This window comes from Virgibacillus sp. Bac332 (assembly GCF_003667785.1).
Taxonomy (GTDB): domain Bacteria; phylum Bacillota; class Bacilli; order Bacillales; family Amphibacillaceae; genus Virgibacillus; species Virgibacillus salarius.
The window spans coordinates 3077682-3100478 of the sequence record NZ_CP033046.1 but is presented as its reverse complement, the minus strand read 5'-3'; the positions used below and the strand labels follow the sequence as shown (position 1 = coordinate 3100478).

Annotated in this window: 25 protein-coding genes; 1 reads left to right on the top strand and 24 read right to left on the bottom strand. The window is 36.3% G+C overall.

Annotated features, from left to right (window positions below):
* Window positions 1-40 precede the first annotated feature (40 nt).
* From D9782_RS14765 to D9782_RS14660, 22 genes are all read right to left on the bottom strand, one after another.
* The gene (locus D9782_RS14765) at window positions 41-811 is read right to left on the bottom strand and encodes a metallophosphoesterase (RefSeq protein ID WP_034678942.1); all 771 of its coding nucleotides are present in this window, start codon (window positions 809-811) and stop codon (window positions 41-43) included.
* Between the two features lie 508 nt (window positions 812-1319).
* Window positions 1320-1655, bottom strand: coding sequence for a hypothetical protein (locus tag D9782_RS14760; RefSeq protein WP_026681040.1), 336 nt, complete (start codon window positions 1653-1655; stop codon window positions 1320-1322).
* A complete protein-coding gene (locus tag D9782_RS14755; protein ID WP_121605084.1) occupies window positions 1652-2239 on the bottom strand; it encodes a CPBP family intramembrane glutamic endopeptidase in 588 nt (195 codons plus the stop codon). The genes D9782_RS14760 and D9782_RS14755 overlap by 4 nt, the downstream gene beginning before the upstream one ends.
* Window positions 2226-3782 (bottom strand): RecQ family ATP-dependent DNA helicase, encoded by a 1557-nt coding sequence (locus tag D9782_RS14750; protein WP_026681042.1) that lies wholly within the window; start codon window positions 3780-3782, stop codon window positions 2226-2228. Before D9782_RS14750 ends, D9782_RS14755 begins: the two co-directional genes overlap by 14 nt.
* Window positions 3775-4842, bottom strand: coding sequence for a YpbB family protein (locus tag D9782_RS14745; RefSeq protein ID WP_026681043.1), 1068 nt, complete (start codon window positions 4840-4842; stop codon window positions 3775-3777). Before D9782_RS14745 ends, D9782_RS14750 begins: the two co-directional genes overlap by 8 nt.
* A gap of 493 nt (window positions 4843-5335) precedes the next feature.
* Window positions 5336-6493, bottom strand: a complete 1158-nt coding sequence (locus D9782_RS14740; RefSeq protein ID WP_121605083.1) for a hypothetical protein — start codon at window positions 6491-6493, stop codon at window positions 5336-5338.
* Window positions 6490-7023, bottom strand: coding sequence for an RNA polymerase sigma factor SigX (sigX, locus tag D9782_RS14735; protein WP_026681045.1), 534 nt, complete (start codon window positions 7021-7023; stop codon window positions 6490-6492). The genes D9782_RS14740 and sigX overlap by 4 nt, the downstream gene beginning before the upstream one ends.
* A 338-nt stretch (window positions 7024-7361) precedes the next feature.
* Entirely contained in the window at window positions 7362-7880 is a 519-nt protein-coding gene (locus tag D9782_RS14730; protein ID WP_121605082.1) for an ECF transporter S component, read from the bottom strand.
* A 5-nt stretch (window positions 7881-7885) separates the two neighbouring features.
* The gene (locus tag D9782_RS14725) at window positions 7886-8326 is read right to left on the bottom strand and encodes a DUF4430 domain-containing protein (protein WP_121605081.1); all 441 of its coding nucleotides are present in this window, start codon (window positions 8324-8326) and stop codon (window positions 7886-7888) included.
* A 50-nt stretch (window positions 8327-8376) separates the two neighbouring features.
* On the bottom strand, window positions 8377-10143 hold the full coding sequence (locus D9782_RS14720) for an ATP-binding protein (protein WP_026681048.1): 1767 nt from the start codon (window positions 10141-10143) through the stop codon (window positions 8377-8379).
* A 2-nt stretch (window positions 10144-10145) separates the two neighbouring features.
* The gene (locus D9782_RS14715) at window positions 10146-10859 is read right to left on the bottom strand and encodes a response regulator transcription factor (protein ID WP_026681049.1); all 714 of its coding nucleotides are present in this window, start codon (window positions 10857-10859) and stop codon (window positions 10146-10148) included.
* Between the two features lie 120 nt (window positions 10860-10979).
* Window positions 10980-12170, bottom strand: coding sequence for a c-type cytochrome biogenesis protein CcsB (gene ccsB, locus D9782_RS14710; protein WP_026681050.1), 1191 nt, complete (start codon window positions 12168-12170; stop codon window positions 10980-10982).
* A 25-nt stretch (window positions 12171-12195) separates the two neighbouring features.
* The gene (locus D9782_RS14705) at window positions 12196-13839 is read right to left on the bottom strand and encodes a cytochrome c biogenesis ResB family protein (protein WP_026681051.1); all 1644 of its coding nucleotides are present in this window, start codon (window positions 13837-13839) and stop codon (window positions 12196-12198) included.
* 31 nt (window positions 13840-13870) lie between these two features.
* A complete protein-coding gene (gene resA, locus D9782_RS14700) occupies window positions 13871-14428 on the bottom strand; it encodes a thiol-disulfide oxidoreductase ResA (protein WP_371414013.1) in 558 nt (185 codons plus the stop codon).
* Between the two features lie 67 nt (window positions 14429-14495).
* Window positions 14496-15239, bottom strand: a complete 744-nt coding sequence (locus tag D9782_RS14695; RefSeq protein ID WP_026681053.1) for a pseudouridine synthase — start codon at window positions 15237-15239, stop codon at window positions 14496-14498.
* Between the two features lie 72 nt (window positions 15240-15311).
* Complete coding sequence (locus D9782_RS14690; protein WP_026681054.1) at window positions 15312-15842, bottom strand: spore maturation protein; 531 nt, start codon at window positions 15840-15842, stop codon at window positions 15312-15314.
* A gap of 3 nt (window positions 15843-15845) precedes the next feature.
* Window positions 15846-16430, bottom strand: a complete 585-nt coding sequence (locus tag D9782_RS14685) for a nucleoside recognition domain-containing protein (protein WP_026681055.1) — start codon at window positions 16428-16430, stop codon at window positions 15846-15848.
* On the bottom strand, window positions 16424-17536 hold the full coding sequence (locus D9782_RS14680; protein WP_026681056.1) for a D-alanyl-D-alanine carboxypeptidase family protein: 1113 nt from the start codon (window positions 17534-17536) through the stop codon (window positions 16424-16426). The genes D9782_RS14685 and D9782_RS14680 overlap by 7 nt, the downstream gene beginning before the upstream one ends.
* Before the next feature lie 708 nt (window positions 17537-18244).
* Complete coding sequence (locus D9782_RS14675) at window positions 18245-19123, bottom strand: superoxide dismutase (protein WP_026681057.1); 879 nt, start codon at window positions 19121-19123, stop codon at window positions 18245-18247.
* A gap of 199 nt (window positions 19124-19322) precedes the next feature.
* A complete protein-coding gene (locus D9782_RS14670; RefSeq protein WP_121603754.1) occupies window positions 19323-19520 on the bottom strand; it encodes a hypothetical protein in 198 nt (65 codons plus the stop codon).
* Window positions 19521-20134: 614 nt separating this feature from the next.
* Window positions 20135-20731, bottom strand: coding sequence for an SMC-Scp complex subunit ScpB (gene scpB / locus D9782_RS14665; RefSeq protein WP_026681058.1), 597 nt, complete (start codon window positions 20729-20731; stop codon window positions 20135-20137).
* Between the two features lie 2 nt (window positions 20732-20733).
* Window positions 20734-21471, bottom strand: a complete 738-nt coding sequence (locus tag D9782_RS14660) for a segregation/condensation protein A (RefSeq protein ID WP_026681059.1) — start codon at window positions 21469-21471, stop codon at window positions 20734-20736.
* Window positions 21472-21613: 142 nt separating this feature from the next.
* On the opposite strand from D9782_RS14660, the gene D9782_RS14655 reads away from it, so the two are divergent.
* Window positions 21614-21703, top strand: a complete 90-nt coding sequence (locus D9782_RS14655; protein ID WP_021291215.1) for a YjcZ family sporulation protein — start codon at window positions 21614-21616, stop codon at window positions 21701-21703.
* Between the two features lie 65 nt (window positions 21704-21768).
* Here the strand turns inward: D9782_RS14655 and D9782_RS14650 are convergent, their stop codons facing one another.
* A complete protein-coding gene (locus D9782_RS14650; RefSeq protein ID WP_026681060.1) occupies window positions 21769-22140 on the bottom strand; it encodes a GNAT family N-acetyltransferase in 372 nt (123 codons plus the stop codon).
* A gap of 180 nt (window positions 22141-22320) precedes the next feature.
* Entirely contained in the window at window positions 22321-22785 is a 465-nt protein-coding gene (locus D9782_RS14645) for a M50 family metallopeptidase (RefSeq protein WP_026681061.1), read from the bottom strand.
* Between the last annotated feature and the right edge of the window lie 12 nt (window positions 22786-22797).

Genomic DNA, 22797 nt, shown 5'->3' with positions numbered 1-22797 from the left:
TATGCTAATGGAGTTATTCTTGAACTTGACAACGTCACTTTTACGTTAATTTTTCAAATGTAATCACATGACATTGAGAATTGGTTCCTAATCGAAAAGGTAATGATGAATAACCATATCCTTCACTAATTAATATCTTCGTATTTTTATATTTATCTAAGCCTCCGCGTTCATATGGTCCAACTCCCATTATTCGAATTTGTCCTCCATGTGTATGCCCCGCTAACGCAATATCAATTGATTGTAACTCTTGATCAGATAAGAGGTAGAAGGCCTCAGGATCATGGGTGAGTAGAATCATAAAGCTTCCCTGCGCGCCCTGCATCGCCAAATCTAATCTCGGCTCTCCATATGTAAAACAATCTAGTCCAAGTATGCTAATTGTTCGATTACCCCGAATTATGGTATCATTCGAATTCGTTAAAATGATTACATTTTCTTGTCTAAGCATTCGTTCTAATCGATCTGGTTGTGCTTCATAATCGTTATTTCCCCAAATGAAATAAATAGGTTGTTGCCATTTTTTTAAACGCCTAATATTTTTTATTGTTCGCTGCAATGGTACAAATTTTTCTGTAATGTCTCCACCAATAATGATAATATCAATAGGTTCTTTTATTTTCTCAATCGTTTTTTTATTTATTCTTCGACGATGAATGTCAGATATAAAAAAGATACGAAAATTAGTGAATTGGTCTGGAATTTGCTTATCTGTTACATGGTGATACAGCAATCTATCGTGATGTGCTAAAAAGATCATTCTAAAAACAAGAACCAAACCCGCACAAATAATTATCCCAAGAATAGCCAATCTCTCATACCCCTTTACGTTTACCGTTAGCTAAAAGATCAACCTGTTTTATCCCGCATATAACTGGCTGTAAGCCCCTCTTCAAACATTTAAGTGAAACCAAGGATGGGTTATGAGGAGGCAACTGCCAGTAAATGTCCGATTGGTTCTACTTACCATCCGTGGGGAAAAACAAAACCCCCCACGGATGGAAGTTTCACTTTATCCCGCATATAACTGGCAGTAAGATCCCTCTTCAAGCATTTAAGTGAAACCAAGGATGGGTTAGTGAGGGGGCAACTGCCAATAAATGTCCGATTGGTTCTACTTACCATCCGTGGAAAATACAAAATCCCACGGATGGAAGTTTCACTTTATCCCGCATATAACTGGCAGTAAGCCCCCTCTTCAAACATTTAAGTGAAACCAAGGATGGGTTAGTGAGGAGGCAACTGCCAGTAAATGTCCGATTGGTTCTACTTACCATCCGTAGAAAATACAAAATCCCACGGATGGAAGTTTCACTTTCTTAGTTAATGGTGCTATCCATGACATTATTCATGAGCTGTGGTATATCTCCCCCAAATAGATAGTATACCCCAATTAGGATTATGATTAATAGGAATATAATTAAAATAAATCGTCTGAATGGTAAACTTATTTTTATATGTGTATGCTGCTTTTTATTTCCGTGAACTTCTTTGCGGGGAGGTAAATTAAGGATATCTACTTCCCTTTGTTCAAGCTGTACTTCTTCTGATTCTATAGATTTATTCATTTCAGGATCTTTAATACTTTCTACTTCATTTAATAATTTCCTTAATTCTTCCGCCTGATCTTCTTGTTTGCTTAATTGCTGGCTCATTGTTTCCACACCTCACTTTTAAAACGTATAAATAACCCCAGTAAACTATCTATTAGAAAATGAGTAACAATGGTTACTATTAAATTTTCGGTTACATAGAACAGATACCCAAGATAAAAGCTAACAATGACTACGGAGATAAGAAGTACAGGTTTTTTTAGGTATCTAATGTGAACGACTGCAAAAATAATGCTTGCACTTATGTAACCAAAGGTGGTTTGCAGCAAACCGCGAAAAAGCAATTCCTCCGCTATAGCTACTAGCAATGCTATAAAAAAAATAAAGAAAATGGGCTGCTTATGGAATAGTTTGTAATTAATACCACCATCATCATAATACGTTGTAGGAAGGATGACGATTAGTATAATTTCAATTCCAGCAATTAATAAACCAGATAATACCCCATAAAAAACGATTTCTGAAAAATCCCAGCTAAATAATTCACGCCATTGCTCTTCAATAGGATGGAATACGAAGACACTTACAATAAAAGCAATAAGAAGTAATAGAAGCTGCGATATAACTAGGTGCTTCCGTAACGATTTATCTTCCATCTGTAATATCAATTGTTCACGTTGTTTCATGTATATCTCCATGTAAAAGCTTTTCCTGTAATTTTTCTCTCCATGTTTTTGGTTCTGTACGTTTGATTGTCGTCTGTACCGGATTCCATTCATCCCAAGAAAATCCACAATTGCTACAACATAGAGAAGTCGGGGTTGCATAAGATGTCTGGAACTCTTGGTATAAATGCTTGCGAAAACACGCTTTTTGCTGAATCCAATGAATCATTTTTGTTAGCTTCTGTTCTTTTAAATGTGTACGACTGTTACGATGTTCAATTATTTTGTGCAAAGCACGCTGCCAATTACGTTGATCATAAAAAATACGATTTTTTTTAATAATACCATGTTTTTCTAATTGATACTGCATAAATCGCCACTGTACTTCATTCATTTGAAAAATCCCCGCTCGTTCGTCCATCTGTTCTGGTAAGCTTTGATTTGATGAAAATAACGTGAATAGTCGTTTAAATACAGAAGTGATATCGGATTCCAATGGCAATTCTTTCTTTATTATATTCTTCGGCAAGTGAATGTCTTTTATGGAGAATAATAGTAAACTTATACTTTGCTCACCATCTCTCCCTGCTCTTCCCACCTCTTGAATGAATGCTTCCATTTGTGGAGGCATGTGGTAATGAATAACCAAACGTATGTTAGACTTGTTTATCCCCATTCCAAATGCACTAGTGCAGCAAACAATATCTAATTGATTGTTCATAAATTGCTGTTGAATGGTAACTCGATCATGCTGTTCCATTCCACCATGATAAACAGCTATTTGATAGGAAAGCTTATTAGATAGCTCATGTGCTACGTCTTCAGCCACTCTTCTACTGGAAAAGTAGATTAGTGTTGGAACTCGGTATCTCTTGAATAAACGAGCCATCGTATCTAGTTTTTCGCTATCATCATTTACATGCTGGATATAAAACGCAATATTGTCTCGATCCATGTCATGAACATGTTTAATCGTTCCTTTTCTACCTAATGCTTCAATAATATCTTCTTGCACTTTTGGTGTGGCGGTAGCACTCAAAGCTAATACTGGTGGATTTCCATAACTTTCTATACTCTGACTTAACTTTAAATAATCTGGTCTAAATTCATGTCCCCATTGCGATATACAATGCGCTTCATCGATAACAAATAAGCTGATTTGCAGCTGACGAAGCTTCCTTTGTAGCTTATCCTGTTGCAATAGTTCAGGAGATAGGTAAATTAATTTATATGTATGTAGTTGATTCCATACAGTATACCGTTCAGACCTATTCATAAAACTGTTAATAGCAACTACCTGCTTAAAATTCATAGCCTTTAGATGTTTTACTTGATCAATCATTAAAGATATGAGAGGTGACACTACAATTGTTACTCCATCCAGCAGTTTAGCTGGAAGCTGATAGCAGATCGATTTGCCAGAACCAGTTGGTAATATGCCTAATACATTCTCCCCCCGCATAACATCTTCAATTATTTCACGTTGTCCTTTACGAAAAGCATCATATCCAAAATGCTTCTTCAACTCATGTCTTAAATTTAATTGATTTTCTACATTATTCACCTATTTTCACTCCATGGTTTAAAACTGCTAATACTAATCGAATTTGAAAATAATCGATACGATTAGGAACATGTTCTTTAATTACACTTAATTTATACGAATTAGTTTCAACATGAGCATTAATAATTTCTTGTTGATCTGCTTGGGATACGTACTTTTCTATAGGGAAATGAACGTCGTACAAGGCAATTTCCACAATATGATCCTGAATCGTATTTATTTTAAGATTTCTGATACGTGCTATCCTCTGCACCGGCATTCCGTTTTTCAGTAATTGATAAGTAGCTTGAGCTGTCTTTGTTAATGATGTATTCGCTGATAAATCATCTGCTATACTGGCCAGATAAGGGAAACAATCTTTTTCTCTTTCAACGGTTTCCAATATATAGTGTAAGTAAGCTGTAATTTGGAGCTGTATCTCATCTTTTTGTACACCATACTGCTGTGCTAATTGATAAACACTTTTGCCAAAGTTCTTATACCCTGTTAACCGATCAACAAACATTTCGGCAACAATATCAGGAAATCGGCTAAGCAACATTTCTAATTCCTCATAGAAATGTAGTAAGACCTTTGATCGTGTTGGCTTTATTTTTATATAGTACCACTTCACCCATACTTCCACTTCCTTATTTTCAATTACAGGGATAAAGTTAAAATTGCCCATCCTACTATTTATCAATGTTTGGAGCAATAATCGTAACCTATCGAAATAAATTTTTTCTAACCCGGCAAAGCGAAAACCGTTCAATAATTTTAACGTTGAGCTTTCTCCCACCTCGTTTAATCGCCTGCTTCCTACAGGAGTCAGTTTATATATTTGTTTTTCTTCATTACATATCCTTAAACAGTCTTCCTTTATTAAATAACGTATTTGTTTTTGGAAAACCGCTTTATCCAAACTGGGATAAACACCATAAAAACTTTTTAATTGGTACATGTGAATATCTTGTACAGTCTGAATCGATTTTTTACCTGTTATAATGTGAAAGATAGCTGATATGGATCGCTCTTTGTTTAAATATGAGGTGCTCGTCAAAATGATCCCATCTAGTATCATTTTTATCCCCCCTTTTTCAATCGATTCTTCGAACGATAACATTATAGGTAATGACACTATTTATTTTCCAGTTTACACTATTGCAGGAGAAAGATAGCATACTTCAAAGAGCTAGGAGATATAAATCATTGCAAAAGTAGATAGAGAAAATATACTGCTTGTGGTACAGTAGTCACCTGTGACTATGATTATGATAAGGTAAGTATCCCTTATGTTGGACATGGCGAGAATCGTGGCATTCTTCCATTACAAGCATCATCTATTAGATATTTACTAAGCTACATCTCACCTATCCAACCGTTTCGTAACTTCTGTTTACAGAAACTCTTTACAGTAGATAGACTATACATATAGTTTACAACAACCCAAACCATAGAAAAAGGGCTGTCCCAAAAGTCATGAAATAGGAGGTAATTCAAATAAATGCAAATAAAGAAGAAAACCGACCTGTTAAAATTATCACGATCGGTTTTTAAGATTTAAGACAGTGTCTTTATTTTTTTATTGGATTTGCGGCAACAGGTACCGGAATTGGCTTTGTTAAATCATATTCCCCTACACGTTCTATAGAAGCATTTTCAAATTGCACTTCCACATATCCATAGCTCTTGGCTGTCATTAATATTGATTCAATCATCGTTATTCCTTCTTCATTATTTGTCAAGCTAGAGTCATTTCTAAACTCCAACCGTAAAGACTGATCATTTGAATGGATCGAGAATTGCATATCTTTAGGAATCGTTCGCTCAACATGATACGATTCTTCACTTGTTTTTAGCTTATTAATCGCATCAATAATTGTTTCATGTTCCTCATTCGGTACTTGTATAAGCCTTTTTTGTGCTGCTTGATCGTATAATTTATAACTAAACGTTTTCGTTTCTTTTATCGACATTTCCTTCACTCGGCCCATCTCACCAAAGTCCACGTTATCTAAATTCCCAGTAAATTTAACCCTTTCTATTTGGTAGGGCTGAAACATTACAGCTAACATTCTCTGGAACATTCCAGCAGTAGCTGTACCATTACCAAGTGAAAAGCCATTCGGTAAATTTAAGCTAACTTGATTATTCTCCTCATCAAATTGGTACTTGATATCCCGGAATAAATAGATGTCGTTGTCTTGATTAGTGGTTGCTATCAACTGATCCAATTGATTATAAGCCTCATTTACACTTGAGTCAGGAACAATGAAGGTTAGAGGGATGATATACTGCATTTGTTTTTCTGCGACAGCTGCATATACGAGTTGATCTGAAGATTCCGTTTCATTAACAACTAACGAGCTATTCACAGTTGAACTATCTTGTTTCTCCAATATATTTCCTTGACCAGCCATGCCTTGCTCCTCTCCTTCTAAGCCTAAACCACTTTCCTCTTTGCTTTCCTGATTAAATTGCTTTACATCGTTAACAGATTTATCACTCATCTCTTGCTGGTTCCTATCCATGATCGACGGAGCTATCATGAAAAACAGGATAGCTACTGCTGTAACAAGGCCAAGTACTGGAAAAATTTTATGTGACTTTTTAGTATGTTGCGCAGAGGAAATACGTTGATAAATCTCTTCTTTAGATCGTTTATCTTCAATTTTAGGTAATTGGTTAAGTTGTTCAATTAAGTGTTTATCCCGATCATCATTGTGATTCATCTACGTTCTCCTCCTTCATCTTGATTTTCTATATATGTACGCAATGCCTTTAAAGCACGATGCTGGGTTGTTTTCACTTTACTTTCACTAAAATTTAATATTTCCGCCGTTTCCTTTATAGAAAATGACTGCATGTATCGTAAAATAATGACACTCTTTTGATCAATTGTACATTGATCTAAACAGTTGTAAATTTGTTTCAGTTCCTCACTCTGAATCGCTACTTCATCAGGCAATGGATGAACATCCTCGATTTTTTCTCCTTTTGTTGTCCAATCAAAAAACGTAAGTATTCGTTTTCTTTTTCTGTTTTGCGACCGAAAATAGTCAATGGTTACATGTCTCGCAATAGAAAATAACCAAGTTCTAACACTACTATCACCTTTAAAATGATGGTGTGATTTTAGTACTTTAATATATACTTCCTGAACGAGATCTTCAGTTGTCAACCTATCCTTTACCATATAAAAAACAAACTGATATAAATCTTTATGATACTTTTCATACAATTCCTCAAAAACGATCTCCATTAAGATCCCCCGTTCACCTTCAATAGTCGCTTAAACCAATAAAAAGGTTACATTCAATTATCTATAACTATAAATTGACAGGAGCATATGTGCAAGGATACACGACATAATTTTAAAGAGAACAAAAGCACAGGCGCCAGATGAGAAACGTAGCGACTGGAGCGAGTCAACGGAGATAAAGGAATCACGGTGTGCTGGCGAGTCGATGATGACTTAGATTAGGGTGATTCGTGAAGTCACCTAGCTTCTGGGCGCTGGAGCTGGACGCGGCTCAACACGCCCATCTTTATCCACTTGGGCTAATTTTATAATTTACGAGTCTATAAAAAAATACTGACTCAACGGTCAGCATTTTTCTTAGCAAATGTATCTGCTGCATATTTCTTTACTAAATAGCTAATAAAAGGATAAAAAAACATCATAAACACGGCATTACCAATTGCGTGGTTTGTATCAAATAAAAGACCACTAAAATAGTAAGCCCAAAACTCCCCACTTATCTGATAGTTTGTTAATGAAATAATCAAACCATAAAAATACCCACAAAAAATTGAAAAAAATACAATAAAAGGAAAAGATATGCGGGTGAAAACATTTCCGATAATTCCACTTATTAAACCGATAATCCCCCAAGCAACGGTTTGCCATATCACCCAAATCCCCATACCCAACAGCATATTAGAAACAAATGTTATAAGTAACGATAGTATTACAGCAGCACCCGGCCCCAAGATCAAACCAGTAATAATTATAATGGACGTAACGGGCTGTACATTTGGGATAAAAACGAAGGCGTATCTCCCAACAATAGCTAGTGCTGCTAAAATCGCTAATAAGGTTAATTTATATGGGTTCAATTACATCATTCCCAAGCTTGGAAATCAAAAACGACCTTATCATCAGGCTTTAGTTCATACTCAGCAGCACCTACCTTTGCCATTTCTCCATTAACTGTATAAATCCAGCCCTTCTTTTCTCCTTCTTTAGCAGCTACCCTTTCAATTGAAGTAATGAACGTACCATTCTGTTCTGTTTCAATGTAGAAGTTCTCCTCCATGACATCCATTAAGATATCACCTTCTTCAATGGGTACCTCCTTTTCGTGAATATATTCCTCACCATGATCTTTTGTAATGGTTATTAGGACTGTTTCTTCAGACTGCTCTGTGTTACTCCCTTGATTTTCTGTTGTATTATTTGCTTCTTTCTGTGTAGCTTGATCTGTTGAATCTTCAGTACCACATCCAGCTAATAATACAACAACCATAAACACAGCTATCAACCGAAACATCCATTGCTTCATTGTTATCCTCCCCATTCCTTCCATATTTGCAAACATATCATAACATAAATTTAACTTTCCTTGTTTTTCGGTATTTTAAAACTAAAGGCTGTACCTTGATTTATTTTACTATTCACATTAATGATTCCATTATGTGCATCAATAATATTCTTTGCAATGGCTAAGCCTAAGCCAGTACCTTTTTTCTTCTTATCTCTCGTTCTTGATTTATCGGCTTTATAAAAACGTTCAAAAACAAAAGGTAAATCTTCTTCAGGAATTCCGCTACCACTATCTTCAATCTCAACCTGAAGTCCATGTTCATCATTAGAAACTTTTACTTTAACAAATCCCTGTTCACTTGTATGACGAATTGCATTATCAATGAGATTTGTAAAAACTTGTTCAATTCTGTCTGGATCAATTTGTACATATGCTTCACTTAGCTGCTTATCTAGCGAGAGAGTAATTTGATTATCTAAAGCTAATCCATTAAATTTCTTTAGGATTCTCTCTACATATTTTTCTACTTCTACGGTTTCTAAATTTAAGTGAATATGACCTGCCTCCATTCGGGCAAGATCCAATAATTCATTGACTAGTCTTCCCATACGTAAAGACTCTTCATGAATGATTTGTGCGAGCTCATTCTTTTCTTCTTTTGATTCAGCTATATCATCTACAATGGCTTCACTATACCCCTGAAGCATCGAAATCGGCGTACGTAATTCATGTGAGACATTAGCAATAAAGTCCTCCCTAAGTTTATCCATTCTTCTTTCTTCTGTCATGTCACGAATCACGGCAACCGCTCCTCTTACATAGGATTGATCATATAATGGGGTCATTACCATTACCCAATTTCTACCTTGTAAACTAAGCTCGTGAATCGCTTCCTTTTCACCCTCTATAACTTCTTGTAAAATCTCATTTAATTCGCTAGGAAGCTTTCGTTCTTCTTGCTGATTTTGCATATTATTTTCATAATACCAATCTTCGATAAATCGTTCTGCAGGTGAATTTGTTACAATCATATCTCCACTACGGTTTAGTGTAATAACACCATCTGCCATAGAACTTACGATACTTGATAATTGTTCTTTCTCTTGCCGTAATGCATTTAAATGGAATTTCAATTGTCTGCCCATACGATTAAATGCTAACGCTAGTTCTCCAATTTCATCATGTGTTAGTATTGGGACCTTTGTATTAAATTCTCCTCTAGTTAAATCAAATGCTGCTTCACGCATCTTGATTAACGGGGAAGTTATTCTCGTCGATAAGAAAAAGGCAAAAATAGTAGTCAAAACAATTGCAATTCCTGCTGCAAGAAATATTCTTTTTGTCGTCTCTGCTTTCGTTTGATCAATTACATCTAACGATTGATATACAAAAACTGCACCCTCTTGGTTTTCTATAGGAATTCCAACAATCATAGCTTCCATTTGATTCCCTGGTAGAAAGAGTTGTTTTCTTACTTGCCTATTCGTGGTTAAAACTTCTGATAAGTCTTCTTCGCTTTCAATCCACTCTTTTTGTAATTTTAACAGATTTTTATCTTCACTATTCGACACCCATAGTTCCCCATCTTCAAAAACGATAGCAACTCTGCTTGCTGGGTCTTTTACACGTTCGGTCGTCTCCATAACATTGGACTTTTGTTGGGATTGAACAAGTACAGATACCTTCGTTGCTGTTTGGTGCATATCTTGCTCTGCTTCCTGAATATGAAAATCCTCAAAAAATTGTAATAGTAAAATAGTCAAAATAAACAATACAAAAGAAACTAGCAATAGGATGGTTATTGCTAGTTTACCAACAACACTTCGCCAAAACATTATTATTCATCCACCTCAAATTTATAGCCTACACCCCATACTGTCACGATCATTTTTGCTGCCTCTTTAGAAACATGATTCAGCTTCTCTCTTAATCGTTTAACATGGGTATCAACTGTCCGTAAATCTCCAAAGAATTCATATTGCCATACTTCCTTTAGCAAATGTTCACGATTAAATACTTTATCAGGAGATTTAGCTAAAAAACACAATAACTCATATTCTTTTGGAGTTAGACTTACTTCTTTTCCGTCAGCAGTTACTCGATGTGCATCATGATCAATCGTAATATGTGGGAAGACCATAATATTTTTTGTCGCAGATTCTGTTTCATTAAACGATGAACTGGTCACCCTACGAAGGATTGCTTTCACACGTAATACCACTTCACGTGGACTAAACGGTTTAACAATATAATCATCAACACCTATTTCAAATCCTTGGACACGATTAGCTTCTTCCCCTTTTGCCGTCAGCATAATAACAGGTGTGTCTTTTTCTTTCCTTAGCTCCTGGCAGACTTCGATTCCATCCATTTCTGGCATCATGATATCCAACAGAATAACATCATAGTCATTATTTAATGCGAGCTCTAATGCATCCGTTCCATTTTCTGCTTCTTCCACAGTAAAACCATCACGCTCCATATACATACGTAATAATCGTCGAATTCTTTCTTCATCATCTACTATCAAAACTTTAGCTTCTATATCCATGCTAGTTGATCCCCCTTAACGTTACCTATTCTATTATGAGTATAAACGAAGATGTTCAAAAAGTATAAGAAAAAACAAGGCATCACTAGAAGTATAATGATGCCTTGCTATCATTTCATGTTATGCATAAGAGTGTAGCCCTGCAAGTACAAGGTTTACAACAATTAAATTAAACATAATGATTGCAAACCCAACCGCTGCTAACCAAGCGGATTTTTCTCCATGCCATCCTCTTGATAATCGTAGATGTAAAAACGCTGCATAGAAGAACCAAGTAATGAGAGCCCAAACCTCTTTCGGATCCCAGCCCCAGAATCTACCCCAAGCTTCTTCTGCCCAGATTGCCGCAAAGATTAGTCCACCTAAAGTGAAAGCTGGGAAGCCAATTGCGACCGCTCGATAACATATCTCGTCAAGTAGATCTGGTCTTGCATTTTTAAGTAACGGTTGGATTACCGCACCAATCCTTTTTCTGAAAACAAGAAATAATAAAAGATAGAGACCTGTACCGAAGATGAATGACCAAATAAGCGTGTTTAATTTTCTACCTGCATCAGCTCCATGCATCCATTCCGGTGTCTCAAACCACGGGTTCATGACATCTTTTGTAATTAATGTACTATCATTCGGACTAGCTATCGCCGGCATATGATATTCTACTTCAACAACATTATTACCAGTAGTAGGTTGTTCAAATGAAACATTGTAATTCATCACACTAAATAGGGTCGAAGCTAGTATAAATCCTACAAAGAGTATTAATGAATAAAGAATAACTTCTAATGAAAATGATCTTCTTGTAAGTTTGGTTTGATCAATTTGTCTTATTAAATAAATTAATCCCGCAACAAAGCTGATCGTTAATATTCCCTGTGCAAGTGACACAGTTGTTACATGTATATATAACCAATGACTTTGCAGTGATGGAATAAGAGGCGATACCTCGGTTGGGAACATACTCGCATACGCGATGATAATTAGTGCTACTGGTAGAGCAAACAACCCCAGTACAGGAAGTTTGTAAATAAAATAAATAATGATAAACCCTAACACAATTGCCATACCAAAGAACGTCATGAATTCGAATAAGTTACTAACAGGAGCATGTCCACTCCCCATCCATCTTGTGATAAAGTATGACACCTGTGCTAAAAAGCCAATTATTGCTAAAGTAATTCCTATTTTTGCTGCCTTTCCATCTGATTTCCGTTTACTCCCAATTGTAAAAGAGAAAAACACCGTTGCTATTAAGTAAAGGAAAAAAGCAGTATAAAGCAGCGTACTGCTTAATTCAATGAAATTATTACTCATATAAACCCTCCTTATAGCTTATTAGCTATTCATCCAGTTCTTGCTGATCTGAAACCATTTTTACTTTCGTACCTGCAATTACCTTTTCTATATCTTTTTTTACTCCATGCCAATTTTTGTTCGTATGTGCAGCTAGTAATATTCCACCATCTTTAGGCCGAATCCAGATTCTCCGATGTTGCCAATACATTCCTTGTATAACTCCAATCATAAAAATTACTGCCCCAACCATGAAATACGGTAATGAGTAATCACGTCTAATCCGTAACCCACTCACATCATGCATTTCAAAATCAGTAATTCCTACGTTGTAATCATTTTCACCTGTTGCATCAATATTTTTACCAATCCCTAAGAAGCTAATTTCTGGCTCTTCCCCGTTTGGAGGATGTACTAGCATAACAAACGCTGGATTTCTAGGATAATTCGTTTCTGAGGCTGGTACACCATCATCATCCAAATAATAATCTGGATAGTATTTATTAATTTCTACTCGAAAGCCATTTTCTAGCTTGTATTCCGACTTAGGGGAAGTTAAATCAATAGTAAACGAGCCCAGAGCCTTTTCATCAGGATCATCTGTTTTATGCACCTTAAACGACATACTAGTAAATTCGTTTAATTGATAGCCTTGTTGATAAACAGCATAACCATCAAATTTAACAGGCTTATTCATGCGAATGTCGTCCTCGATAATTTTTTCTAATTCAGGTTCTGCCCCAGTTACTTCTGGTTGCTTTGCCTTATAAATAATGACGTCAGTTTGGTAATTACTAGGTACTTCTCCCCCCTCTTTGGAGATTGCCTCTTTAAAACGTGTATCATTCGGATCATGATTATCAATGATAAAATCTTTATTCTTTATATAATATTCCTGATCTGTCCCTGGCAGCACGAGCTGTTCGCCCTCACGTATCCATACATATTCATCCATATAAAAAAGCGGAGTTGTTCGTAGCAAGGCTGCAAGTAGAATAATGATTAAACCGATATGATTAACATACGGACCCCATCTCGAAAATCTCCCCTTTTCCGCGAGAAGATGTCCATCTTCTTCTGTCATTTTATAGCGTTGTTTCTTTAAGCCTTCTTTAAGGGCAGCCCAGTCTTCAGAAGATACAGTTTCTGTTTCACTAAATAGCCGTTGCCTGCTTAGAAAAGTCTCATGCCGTTTCGCCCGTTGTTTTCGAAGTGCTTTAAACAATGGCACGAACCGATCGAGACTACAGATTACGAGTGATACACCAATCAAAGCGATTAAAATCATATACCACCATGAGCTGTATAGATTATGAAAACCAAGTTGATAGAATATTAATCCAAAAATGCCATAGCGCTCTTCATAAAAAATAGCGGGATCACGTGAAACTGCATTTTGAGGTATGTACATTTCTTGCGGAAATATGGAGCCAATCGCCGATGCTACTAAAGCAATAACAATTAGCCAAACCCCTACCTTCACCGAAGAGAAAAAGCTCCATATCTTATCCACTATCGATTTATTGTATGTTTGTGATCTGCGCGCGGTACCATCATAACGCATGTTAAGTAATTTTTTCTTATCATTGCCGTCTATGTGTTGGTTTCCTTCTATTGGTTTACCACATGCCTCGCAAAGCACAGTACCTTCTGGATTTACATGACCGCATTCACATTTAATTTTTTTCATTTAAATCTCTCCATAATTATAGACTCTGTTGCTATTTCGGCTCTATTTCCTGAAGGTATCCTTCTAATCGATCTAATGTTAAAGCACCGTTCACTACTTCTTCAATCTTTCCTTCTGGATTAATGAATACAGTACTAGGAATCGGACCTACTTTATACAAGTCCCTTACTTGTCCACTTTTATCAAAAGGAATAGGGAAAGTTAAATCATACTCTTCTATAAATCGATCGACAACCAATTTTGTCGAATCTAGACTGACTGCTACAATCTCTACTCCCTTCTCTTTGTATTTAGGGTACAATTTCTGCATATAGGGCATTTCGGCTTTACAAGGTTCACACCACGTACCCCAAAAATTAAGCATTACACCTTTTCCTTCTAGGTCACTTAACCGAATCGTTTCAGTCTCGTTGTTTTTATTAATTTGCTGCAACTGGAAATCAGGTGCATCGTCCCCTACTTTATAGATAATCTTATCCTCTTTTAGATTTGATATCACAGCAAAAACAACAGCAGCTACTAATATTGCTAAAATAACAGACCTAAAAATTAAGCGGTTTCGCTTTTTGCTCTTCTTCTTTTTTTTCATTTCTTCAAGACTCAAACGAATCAACTCCCAGAGTCATTATATCATTTTGCTTGCTATTATTTTTTGACTATTCTTCAACATTTTTTGTTGCCAAATTACGCATTTGCTTTACTTCCTTAGGGGTTAATGGGCGATATTCCCCTGGTTTTAATCCATCCAAGGTTAAAAGCCCATAATTTTCCCTCTTTAGCTTTAATACAGGGTATCCTAACCCATCCATCATTCTGCGTACATGTCTATTTTTGCCTTCACGTAAGGTTAGTTGCAAAATCATATGATTATTTTTCCTGTCGGTAGATAGTACGCGATACTGGATTGCCTTCAATAGATCACCATCTGAGCGTACTCCTTTTCTTAATTGAGCTAATTCCGATTTCTCTGGAGTACCTTTGACTTTTGCTATATATACTTTGTCAACCTCATAACGTGGGTGCATTAGAAGATTAGCAAATTCACCATCATTCGTTAGTATCAGTATTCCAGATGTATCATAATCTAATCTTCCAATTGGAAAAACACGCTCGTCTACTTCACCAAGTAAATCGGTTACCACTTTTCTTCCTTTATCATCTTGTAAGCTGGATATTACTCCTCTTGGCTTGTATAACATAAAATAAACTGGAGCTTCTTTTTCCAACGGCATACCATCTACCTCTATTTCATCATTTGCAGTCACTTTTGTTCCAAGCTTCGTCACTACTTTTTGATTCACCTTAACTTTTCCTTCTTGTATTAACTGTTCAGCTTTACGCCTTGAGGTTATACCGCTTTGTGCAATTACTTTTTGTAAACGTTCTTTGGAATTTGACATTTTATCACCATTACCTATATATTTTCAACCATTATAATAGCGTTAACAAGAAGTTAACGCCACTCTTAAGTCTTATCCAAATAATATGGATACAATAACGATTGATGCTATTATACCAATTAAATCAGCTAATAGTCCAACTTTCAACGCATATCGCATCTTTTTAATTCCAATAGCACCAAAATATATTGTTAAAATATATAGTGTTGTATCCGTACTGCCCTGCATCGTTGATGCTAACCTACCAATAAATGAATCGGGGCCGTGTGTATCAATTAATTCTGTTGTCATTCCCAGTGCAGCAGTACCTGATATAGGTCTTACTAAAGCTAGGGGAATGATATCGGGTGGTATCCCAACCATCGTTAACAAGGGGGATATCAACTGAATAAAAGCTTCTAGTGCACCAGAGCTACGAAGTATGGATATTGACACAATCATACCAACTAAAAAAGGAAGTAAGGAAAATGCCATTTTGACTCCTTCCTTTCCTCCTTCAACAAATAATTCATATGAGGGAACTTTCTTAAACGTAGCTGTAACCAAAACAATTGCAATAAAACAAGGGATTAACCAGGCGCTCACTGTCGTTATTAATTCCATCACTTATGTCCTCCACTTGCTCTTATAATGAAAAATACGATCAATTACTATGGCACTTAAAGAAGAAACCAATGTAGCTAATATCGTTGCCCCTACAATTTCTGTAGGAGAAACGGAATTGTACTGCATTCGAATAGCAATTACCGTAGTTGGTATTAACGTGAGGCTAGATGTATTTAAGGCCAGAAATGTAATCATCGATCGTGAAGCAGTATCATCTCCACTTAATTGTTTCATTTGCTCCATTGCTTTTATTCCCATAGGAGTAGCTGCATTTCCTAAACCAAATATATTGGCAGTAAAATTAGAAAGTATATAACCAATAGCTGGATGATCTTTGGGGATATCCGGAAATAACCGGACGACTATTGGACGAAAGAGCCTTGCAAGGATACTTAGAATACCTGCTTCTTCAGCAATTTTCATAATACCTAACCAAAATACAAGCACACTTATTAGCCCAATGGACAATGTTACGGCTTCATTTGCACTTTCGAAAATTGCCTCGTTAACCTTGTCCATTGTTCCATTTAGCATGGCGTAGAAAATTCCAACTAGTGCCATAGCAGCCCAAATCACATTTACCATTTGACACCAACACCAACTACTTGTTGAAGCAACGATATAAATGACTCAAAAATAGTTTTCCGCTGTTCTAATTTTTGTTCATTTCGTAATACATCCGTTTCGGCAATTTCTTTGCCATCTAAGTAGAATACATTTTTACCGATTCGTTCACTGGTTATTTCCGATGCATCCTTTACTATATACAATTGATTTGTTACTTTCGCTTTTTCTTTATCGGTTAGGGGGTACGCAATATCATCCTGCATATAGCCGGACATTACTTTGGAGCTTTCATTTAACTTAAAGGATATAGATTTCTCCTCTGCAATTTTTTCCATATCATAATTCGTAAACCCCCATTCAAACATCTGGATATGATCACGCCAATCATCTGGAGCATCTAATGTTACAGCTATAAGGCTCATTCCATCCTTTTCAGCGGAAGATACAAGTGTTCTTCCCGTTTTTTTGGTATAGCCTGTTTTTCCACCAGTGCAATAATCATAATATTGCGTTAATAATTTATTTTTATTTTGCCAGCTGTATGTTCGATTTTCTGACAAATACGATTGGGCACCTGTAATTTTTCTAAACGTTTTATTTTTCATTGCGTAGCTCATTAAGATTGCCATATCGTATGCAGAAGAATAATGGCTATCCGAATCAAGACCATGAGGGTTATCGAAGTGTGTATGATTCATCCCAAGCCATTTCGCTTTTTCGTTCATGAGATAAACAAACCCCTCTTCACTCCCGCCAATATGCTCACTTATAGCAACAGCTGCATCATTCCCTGATCGAAGCATAAGCCCATAAACCAGATCGTTAATTGTCATTTTTTCTCCCTGCTCTAAATAAATCGAGGAGCCCTCCGTGTATATTGCTTTTCGGCTTGTCTTTGCCTTCTCTTGCATTTTCCCTGATTCAATTGCAATAATCGCGGTCATAATTTTCGTAATACTCGCAATCGATTCTGGATCATGAGCATTCTTTTCAAATAATACTCTACCAGTAGATTGCTCCATTAATATCGCATTTTGACCAGATATTTCCGGCTTTGCTTGTCCAATGGAAGGGAAAAATAGCAAGATAATAAGTACTATTATACCAACTGTTACAATGCGCATAAGCAGGTTTCCTCCTACGGTGGTGTTGTCTATACAGTTTATGCATGTACAATTGAGATATGATTAAAAGAAACAGTTTCGCGTTAGATATTCTATTATGATTGACTTACATTATTGTTCTTTACTGGTTTTTAGGATTTATCCCTCATATAACTGGCAGTAAGACCCCTACTTCAAGTAATAAAGGAAAAGCAATATGGGAAAGTGTGGAGTCCACTGCCAGTAAATGTCCGATTGGTTCAAGGACCTTTAGGTCATACTCTTGTGGTACTAACCATCCGTAGGCGATAAACAAATCCCCCACGGATGGAAGTTTCTCTTTATTGAATATGCGATGTGAATTTATAGAGCGTGGGCATGAGTGAAGAATTAGATATATATAAAAAAGCAAATGAGACGTCTGTATGCATGAAAGCTAATGGAAGCATTTCATATCGAACCTTTAGTAATGGAGATCCTTTAACAGTTCAAAAAAAGCCTAACACGTTGAGGCATGGACAAAAGTACTTTATTTTTTAATCTGTTTACTTCAAAGAAGTTCTATCATCACTCCATCCAAAATACTTCACTTTCCGCGGGCATGGCTTCAACTTCCTCGCACAGCTAAGAACGCCCTCAAATGCATTAACAATATACCTATGCCAATTGTTCATTAAAGGAACAGCAGTTTATAACCTACTTTTGTAATTTATAGATACTGCACATCAATTAGAATAAGTTCCACATTAGACTTTTGGCTTTTTTATACCTATTATTTACATTATTCCAATTGACAACATTCCACCAATTCTCGATATATGCTTTTTTGTCGGTTTTATATTGCAAGTAATAAGCATGTTCCCACATATCTAATACTAATAAGGGGATGATATCAGCAATTTGAAAGAATTGATGTTTTTCAAAGGACTGAACCCCTAGCTTTCCGTTCCTCGGGTTCCAATATAGAAGAGCCCAACCATCTCCTTCAACGGAGGTTGCAGTTTTGGTAAACAACGCTTTAAATTGCTCCCATGTGCCAAAATCGTTGTTTAATTTTTGCGATAATTCACCTTCTGGCTGCTTTGTTGAATTGGGAGTCATATTGAACCAAAAAATGGTATGCAGTTGGTGTCCTGATCCATGAAAAGCTTGTTCCCTAAGCCAATATTTCATAAATTTAGCATCTGGCTTTTTAATATATAGTTCTTTCTCCGCTTTATTTAATCCATCGACATAACCTTGATGATGCTTGTCATGATGTAATCGCATTATTTCTTCACTAATGTAAGGTTCGAGCGCATTGTATGCATATGGCAGAGCCGGAAGTTTCCGTTGTCCATATGGAATTCCCTTATTTCTATTGTTTATTTGTTTCGAATGTTTGATATCAAACAAAATTCGCTCTCCTTCTGCATTTATTGCTGTTAAGTCATGTTGACTGATGAATTGTTCCGATTCCTTTAAGTGAAGAATGGTAGATTGCCAACTTCTTAAGCGTTCCAATATTTGTTCATTTTTGTCTTGCGATAGAGATTCATCTAACCCCCGACTTATGTCATTTCCCCAATCCATAAGATCATTTAAATATTGATGTACTGTATTATCCATATTAACCACCTCTATGTACCATATGCCCATTTGCTCTGTCTGTGCATATAGGTAAAGAGGACAGATTACTTATTAGAATGGTTTTTAATCGTTCGACATTCTGCTTCACCGCATAAGAAAAACGGAGCAAAATTCGCTCAGTCCTTATCACTAAATGCTCAGATTTACGCTTCCTCTAGTAGCTATTATGGAATAATAGCTACTGCTTGACCACCACTCCGGCTGCCCACTTCCCTTTCCGTGGGGTTTGTCCTTCAGCTAACTTTTTTAGCAAAACCCGCTCAAAAAAGTGGATCTTCAGGTCAAACATTTCCCACAGGAGTTGAAGTGGCCGGCCTTCGCTATTATCAGGCTCTACAACGCTAGCATGAAGTAACACAGCTGCTTTTATACTCACGGATAGCGATTTTCACTTTACCCATTGTAAAAAAAGTCAACCTATTTACTTATGACAAGAATTGTTGCACCTTCTCATAGCGGAGACGAATTACGTAGACTCCTGCGGGAATTGCGCGAGCCGAAAATCCACTTTGCAACGTGTTCTTCTTTGCAAAGTTAGTTGAGGCCCGTGCCCGCGGAAAGCGAAGCAATTCGTCGGAGCATTGCCAATATACATCAAACATTTCAAAATAACTACTTGGCTTAACGCAGTCATTGCACTGATTTTATACTTTCTTAACTTAGAACAAAAGCGCTAGCGCCCGATTAGAAACGTAATTACTGGAGTGAGCCAATGGAGATAAAGGAAATCACGGTGAGCTTGTGAGCCAATGAGGACTTAGATTAGGGCGATTCATGAAGTCGCTACGTTTCTGGGTGCTGGAGCTGGACACGGCTCAACACGCCCATATTTATCTACATAGGCAATTTTTATAATTTCCTAGACTACAAAAAAACGCTTGCCGCTTCTTCAAGGAACTTGCACTTCCAGTTGAAGGTATATTGCAACGCGCTTTTTATTTAAATGAATCAGTACATTCGTTACTTTAAAGCAACATATAGCATATTAAATTAGTCTGTATTTCTATTCGATAGGTTTTCGCTGAATCGTTCAAAAAACAAATCCGCCTCCGATTCCAGCTCATCTGACTCTGTATTTTCTGGAAGTGGTGGTAACTCCTCAAGTGATGTCAAACCAAAATAAGTTAAAAACTCTTTAGAGGTAGCAAATAATATGGGTTTTCCTACGCTATCCTTTCTCCCCACCTCTTCAATTAAAAGCCGAGAAAGAAGCGTTTGAACTGGTCGATCACTCTTTACTCCTCTAATTTCTTCTATTTCTGTTCTTGTAATTGGCTGCTGATAGGCAATAATTGCAAGAGTTTCTAACGCGGCTTGAGACATCCTTGTCGTTTGAGGAGTTTCTAACAGCTTTTTATAATAAGGACTATGCTCTGGTTTTGTTGTTAAATGATATACTTCATGAGCCTGCATGATCATAATGCCCCGATCGGTATTGTCATAGTCATACTTAAGCTCTTCAATTAAGTGTTCGACTGTTGCTTCCGTAATTTCTAATACTTTAGACAACTGTTTAATCGTTATTCCTTCATTTCCTGAAGCAAACAACAGACCTTCAACAATTGCCTTTAATTTCGTAATTTCCACCTTTATTCCTCCATGTTATACACATATAAAGCTTCCAACTGTTCCGTTTGTTCACAATATACTTGATTCTCTTTCATTAATTCTAAAAGAGCAATAAATGTTACAACGATGTGTGATCGTGATTGATATGTAAATAGATCATCAAATAATATTCCATCCTTTGCTTCATTTACAACACGTAAAACCTCTTCCATTCTTTGCTCAATAGATATTTCTGCTCGCTTAATTTTTGTATCTAGTGGTTGATTCCATTTCTTTCGCTCTAACATTTTATTCAATGCATTTAACATATCATATACGGAGGTATCACCTTGAACGACTGCAGGGACTTCCTGTACATAATTATCAAATTCGATAGGTGGCCTTGTGAAAATCTGATTTGCTTCTATTTCCTTCTCCTGTAGCTGGACAGCTGCTTCCTTATACTTTCTATATTCTATTAATCGCTGCATCAATTCTTCCCGTGGGTCTTCCATATATTCCTCCGATTCTTCCTCTAACTCGGGCTTTGGTAGTAGCATTTGACTTTTAATCTCAACAAGCGTCGCTGCCATAACTAAATATTCACTTGCAATATTTAATTCAAGGCGTTGCATTGTATGAATATAAGTCATATACTGCTCTGTAATTGTTGCAACCGGAATATCATAAATATCAATCTCGTATTGATTAATCAAATGCAGTAATAAATCAAGCGGGCCTTCAAATGTATCTAATTTAACCTGGTAAGCTTGATTCAACTTATTCCGTCCCTTCATTCAAAAATTATATCATTAATTATAAACGCCCATACACGAATTGATCTACCGTCATACGTTATTAATGTAAGATAAATGTTATCACAAAACATTTATGCTAAGAAGAAAAAGGAGGTATTTCATCATGAGTGGTGGATATGGATACGGCGGAGGATTCGCGTTAATCGTTGTATTGTTCATTTTATTAATTATTGTCGGTGCTGCTTGGCTCTAAGTAAATAACTTACATGTTAACCAGCACACGAAAATAAAAGCCGGCCCCAATATAGGGCTGGCTTTTTATTCCTTATCCTTCTCTTCCTTAAATGCATCGCATTTTGAATAAAAATGCTGTATCTCCTCTTCAGCACAAACAGCATATTTATCCTGATAAAGGCGAGTTACTTCGTTCATCATCTTTTTGCCAATCCCGAGATTACGATGTGAAGGGTTCACAGAAACATGCTGAATAACAGCGTTAATTTCGCCTTCAACCCTAACCCCTATAGCACCTAAAATATCTTCTTCTTTCCACAAATAAAGATGCCAATCTGGATTTGTTTCATATTCTTTTATCGTTTGTTGCAATTTTTTTACATCTTTTTCTTCTGGCATAAAAGATAATAAACCCATTGCAATTTTTTCTAAGTTCTTCTTAAAGCGTATTAACATAGATACCCCTCATTAACGTTATAACTTATGAGAACTTTGGGAAGTTAATTATATTCCGCGTAGTTAGACGTTGTAAATTTCTGTAGTATTATTCCATAAGCTACAGTTGGAGTTTGTAATTATATTTATGCATGTAAAAACGTATTTGTCAAATTTAGAATTACTATTTATATGTGAATGTTATTTGTTAATCCATTTTTTCTTTCGTACAAGCCGTAACATTTTATACCCATCTGTCTGTTTCCCTTTGTATGCAAAAGGTAACAAATTCATTAAAGCTATCCAACCGTTAAATAACATCGATAGATGAATAAAGGGGTTAGGATGGCTCTGATGAATAGCCCAAAGTATAACAGATACACATCCACTCATAACTGGGCCAAACAGCGAAATAAGAATCTTTTCACGTGGTCGATAACTAGGAGTCCGCTCACTTAATGCGATCCCACCCAAGAAAAATAGTGGAAACAGCGTAATATAAAATTTATTGAAATTAAAGGATATTCCTTTTTTGCCTGTCCCAATAGATATATAGATTCGGTCTGCACCAACCAACCATGCAGCTATAGCATGGCCAAATTCATGTATAAATATACTAATTGGAGCAATTATTGCTAGTAAATAAACAAGCATTATCAATTCCATCTATTCCATCCT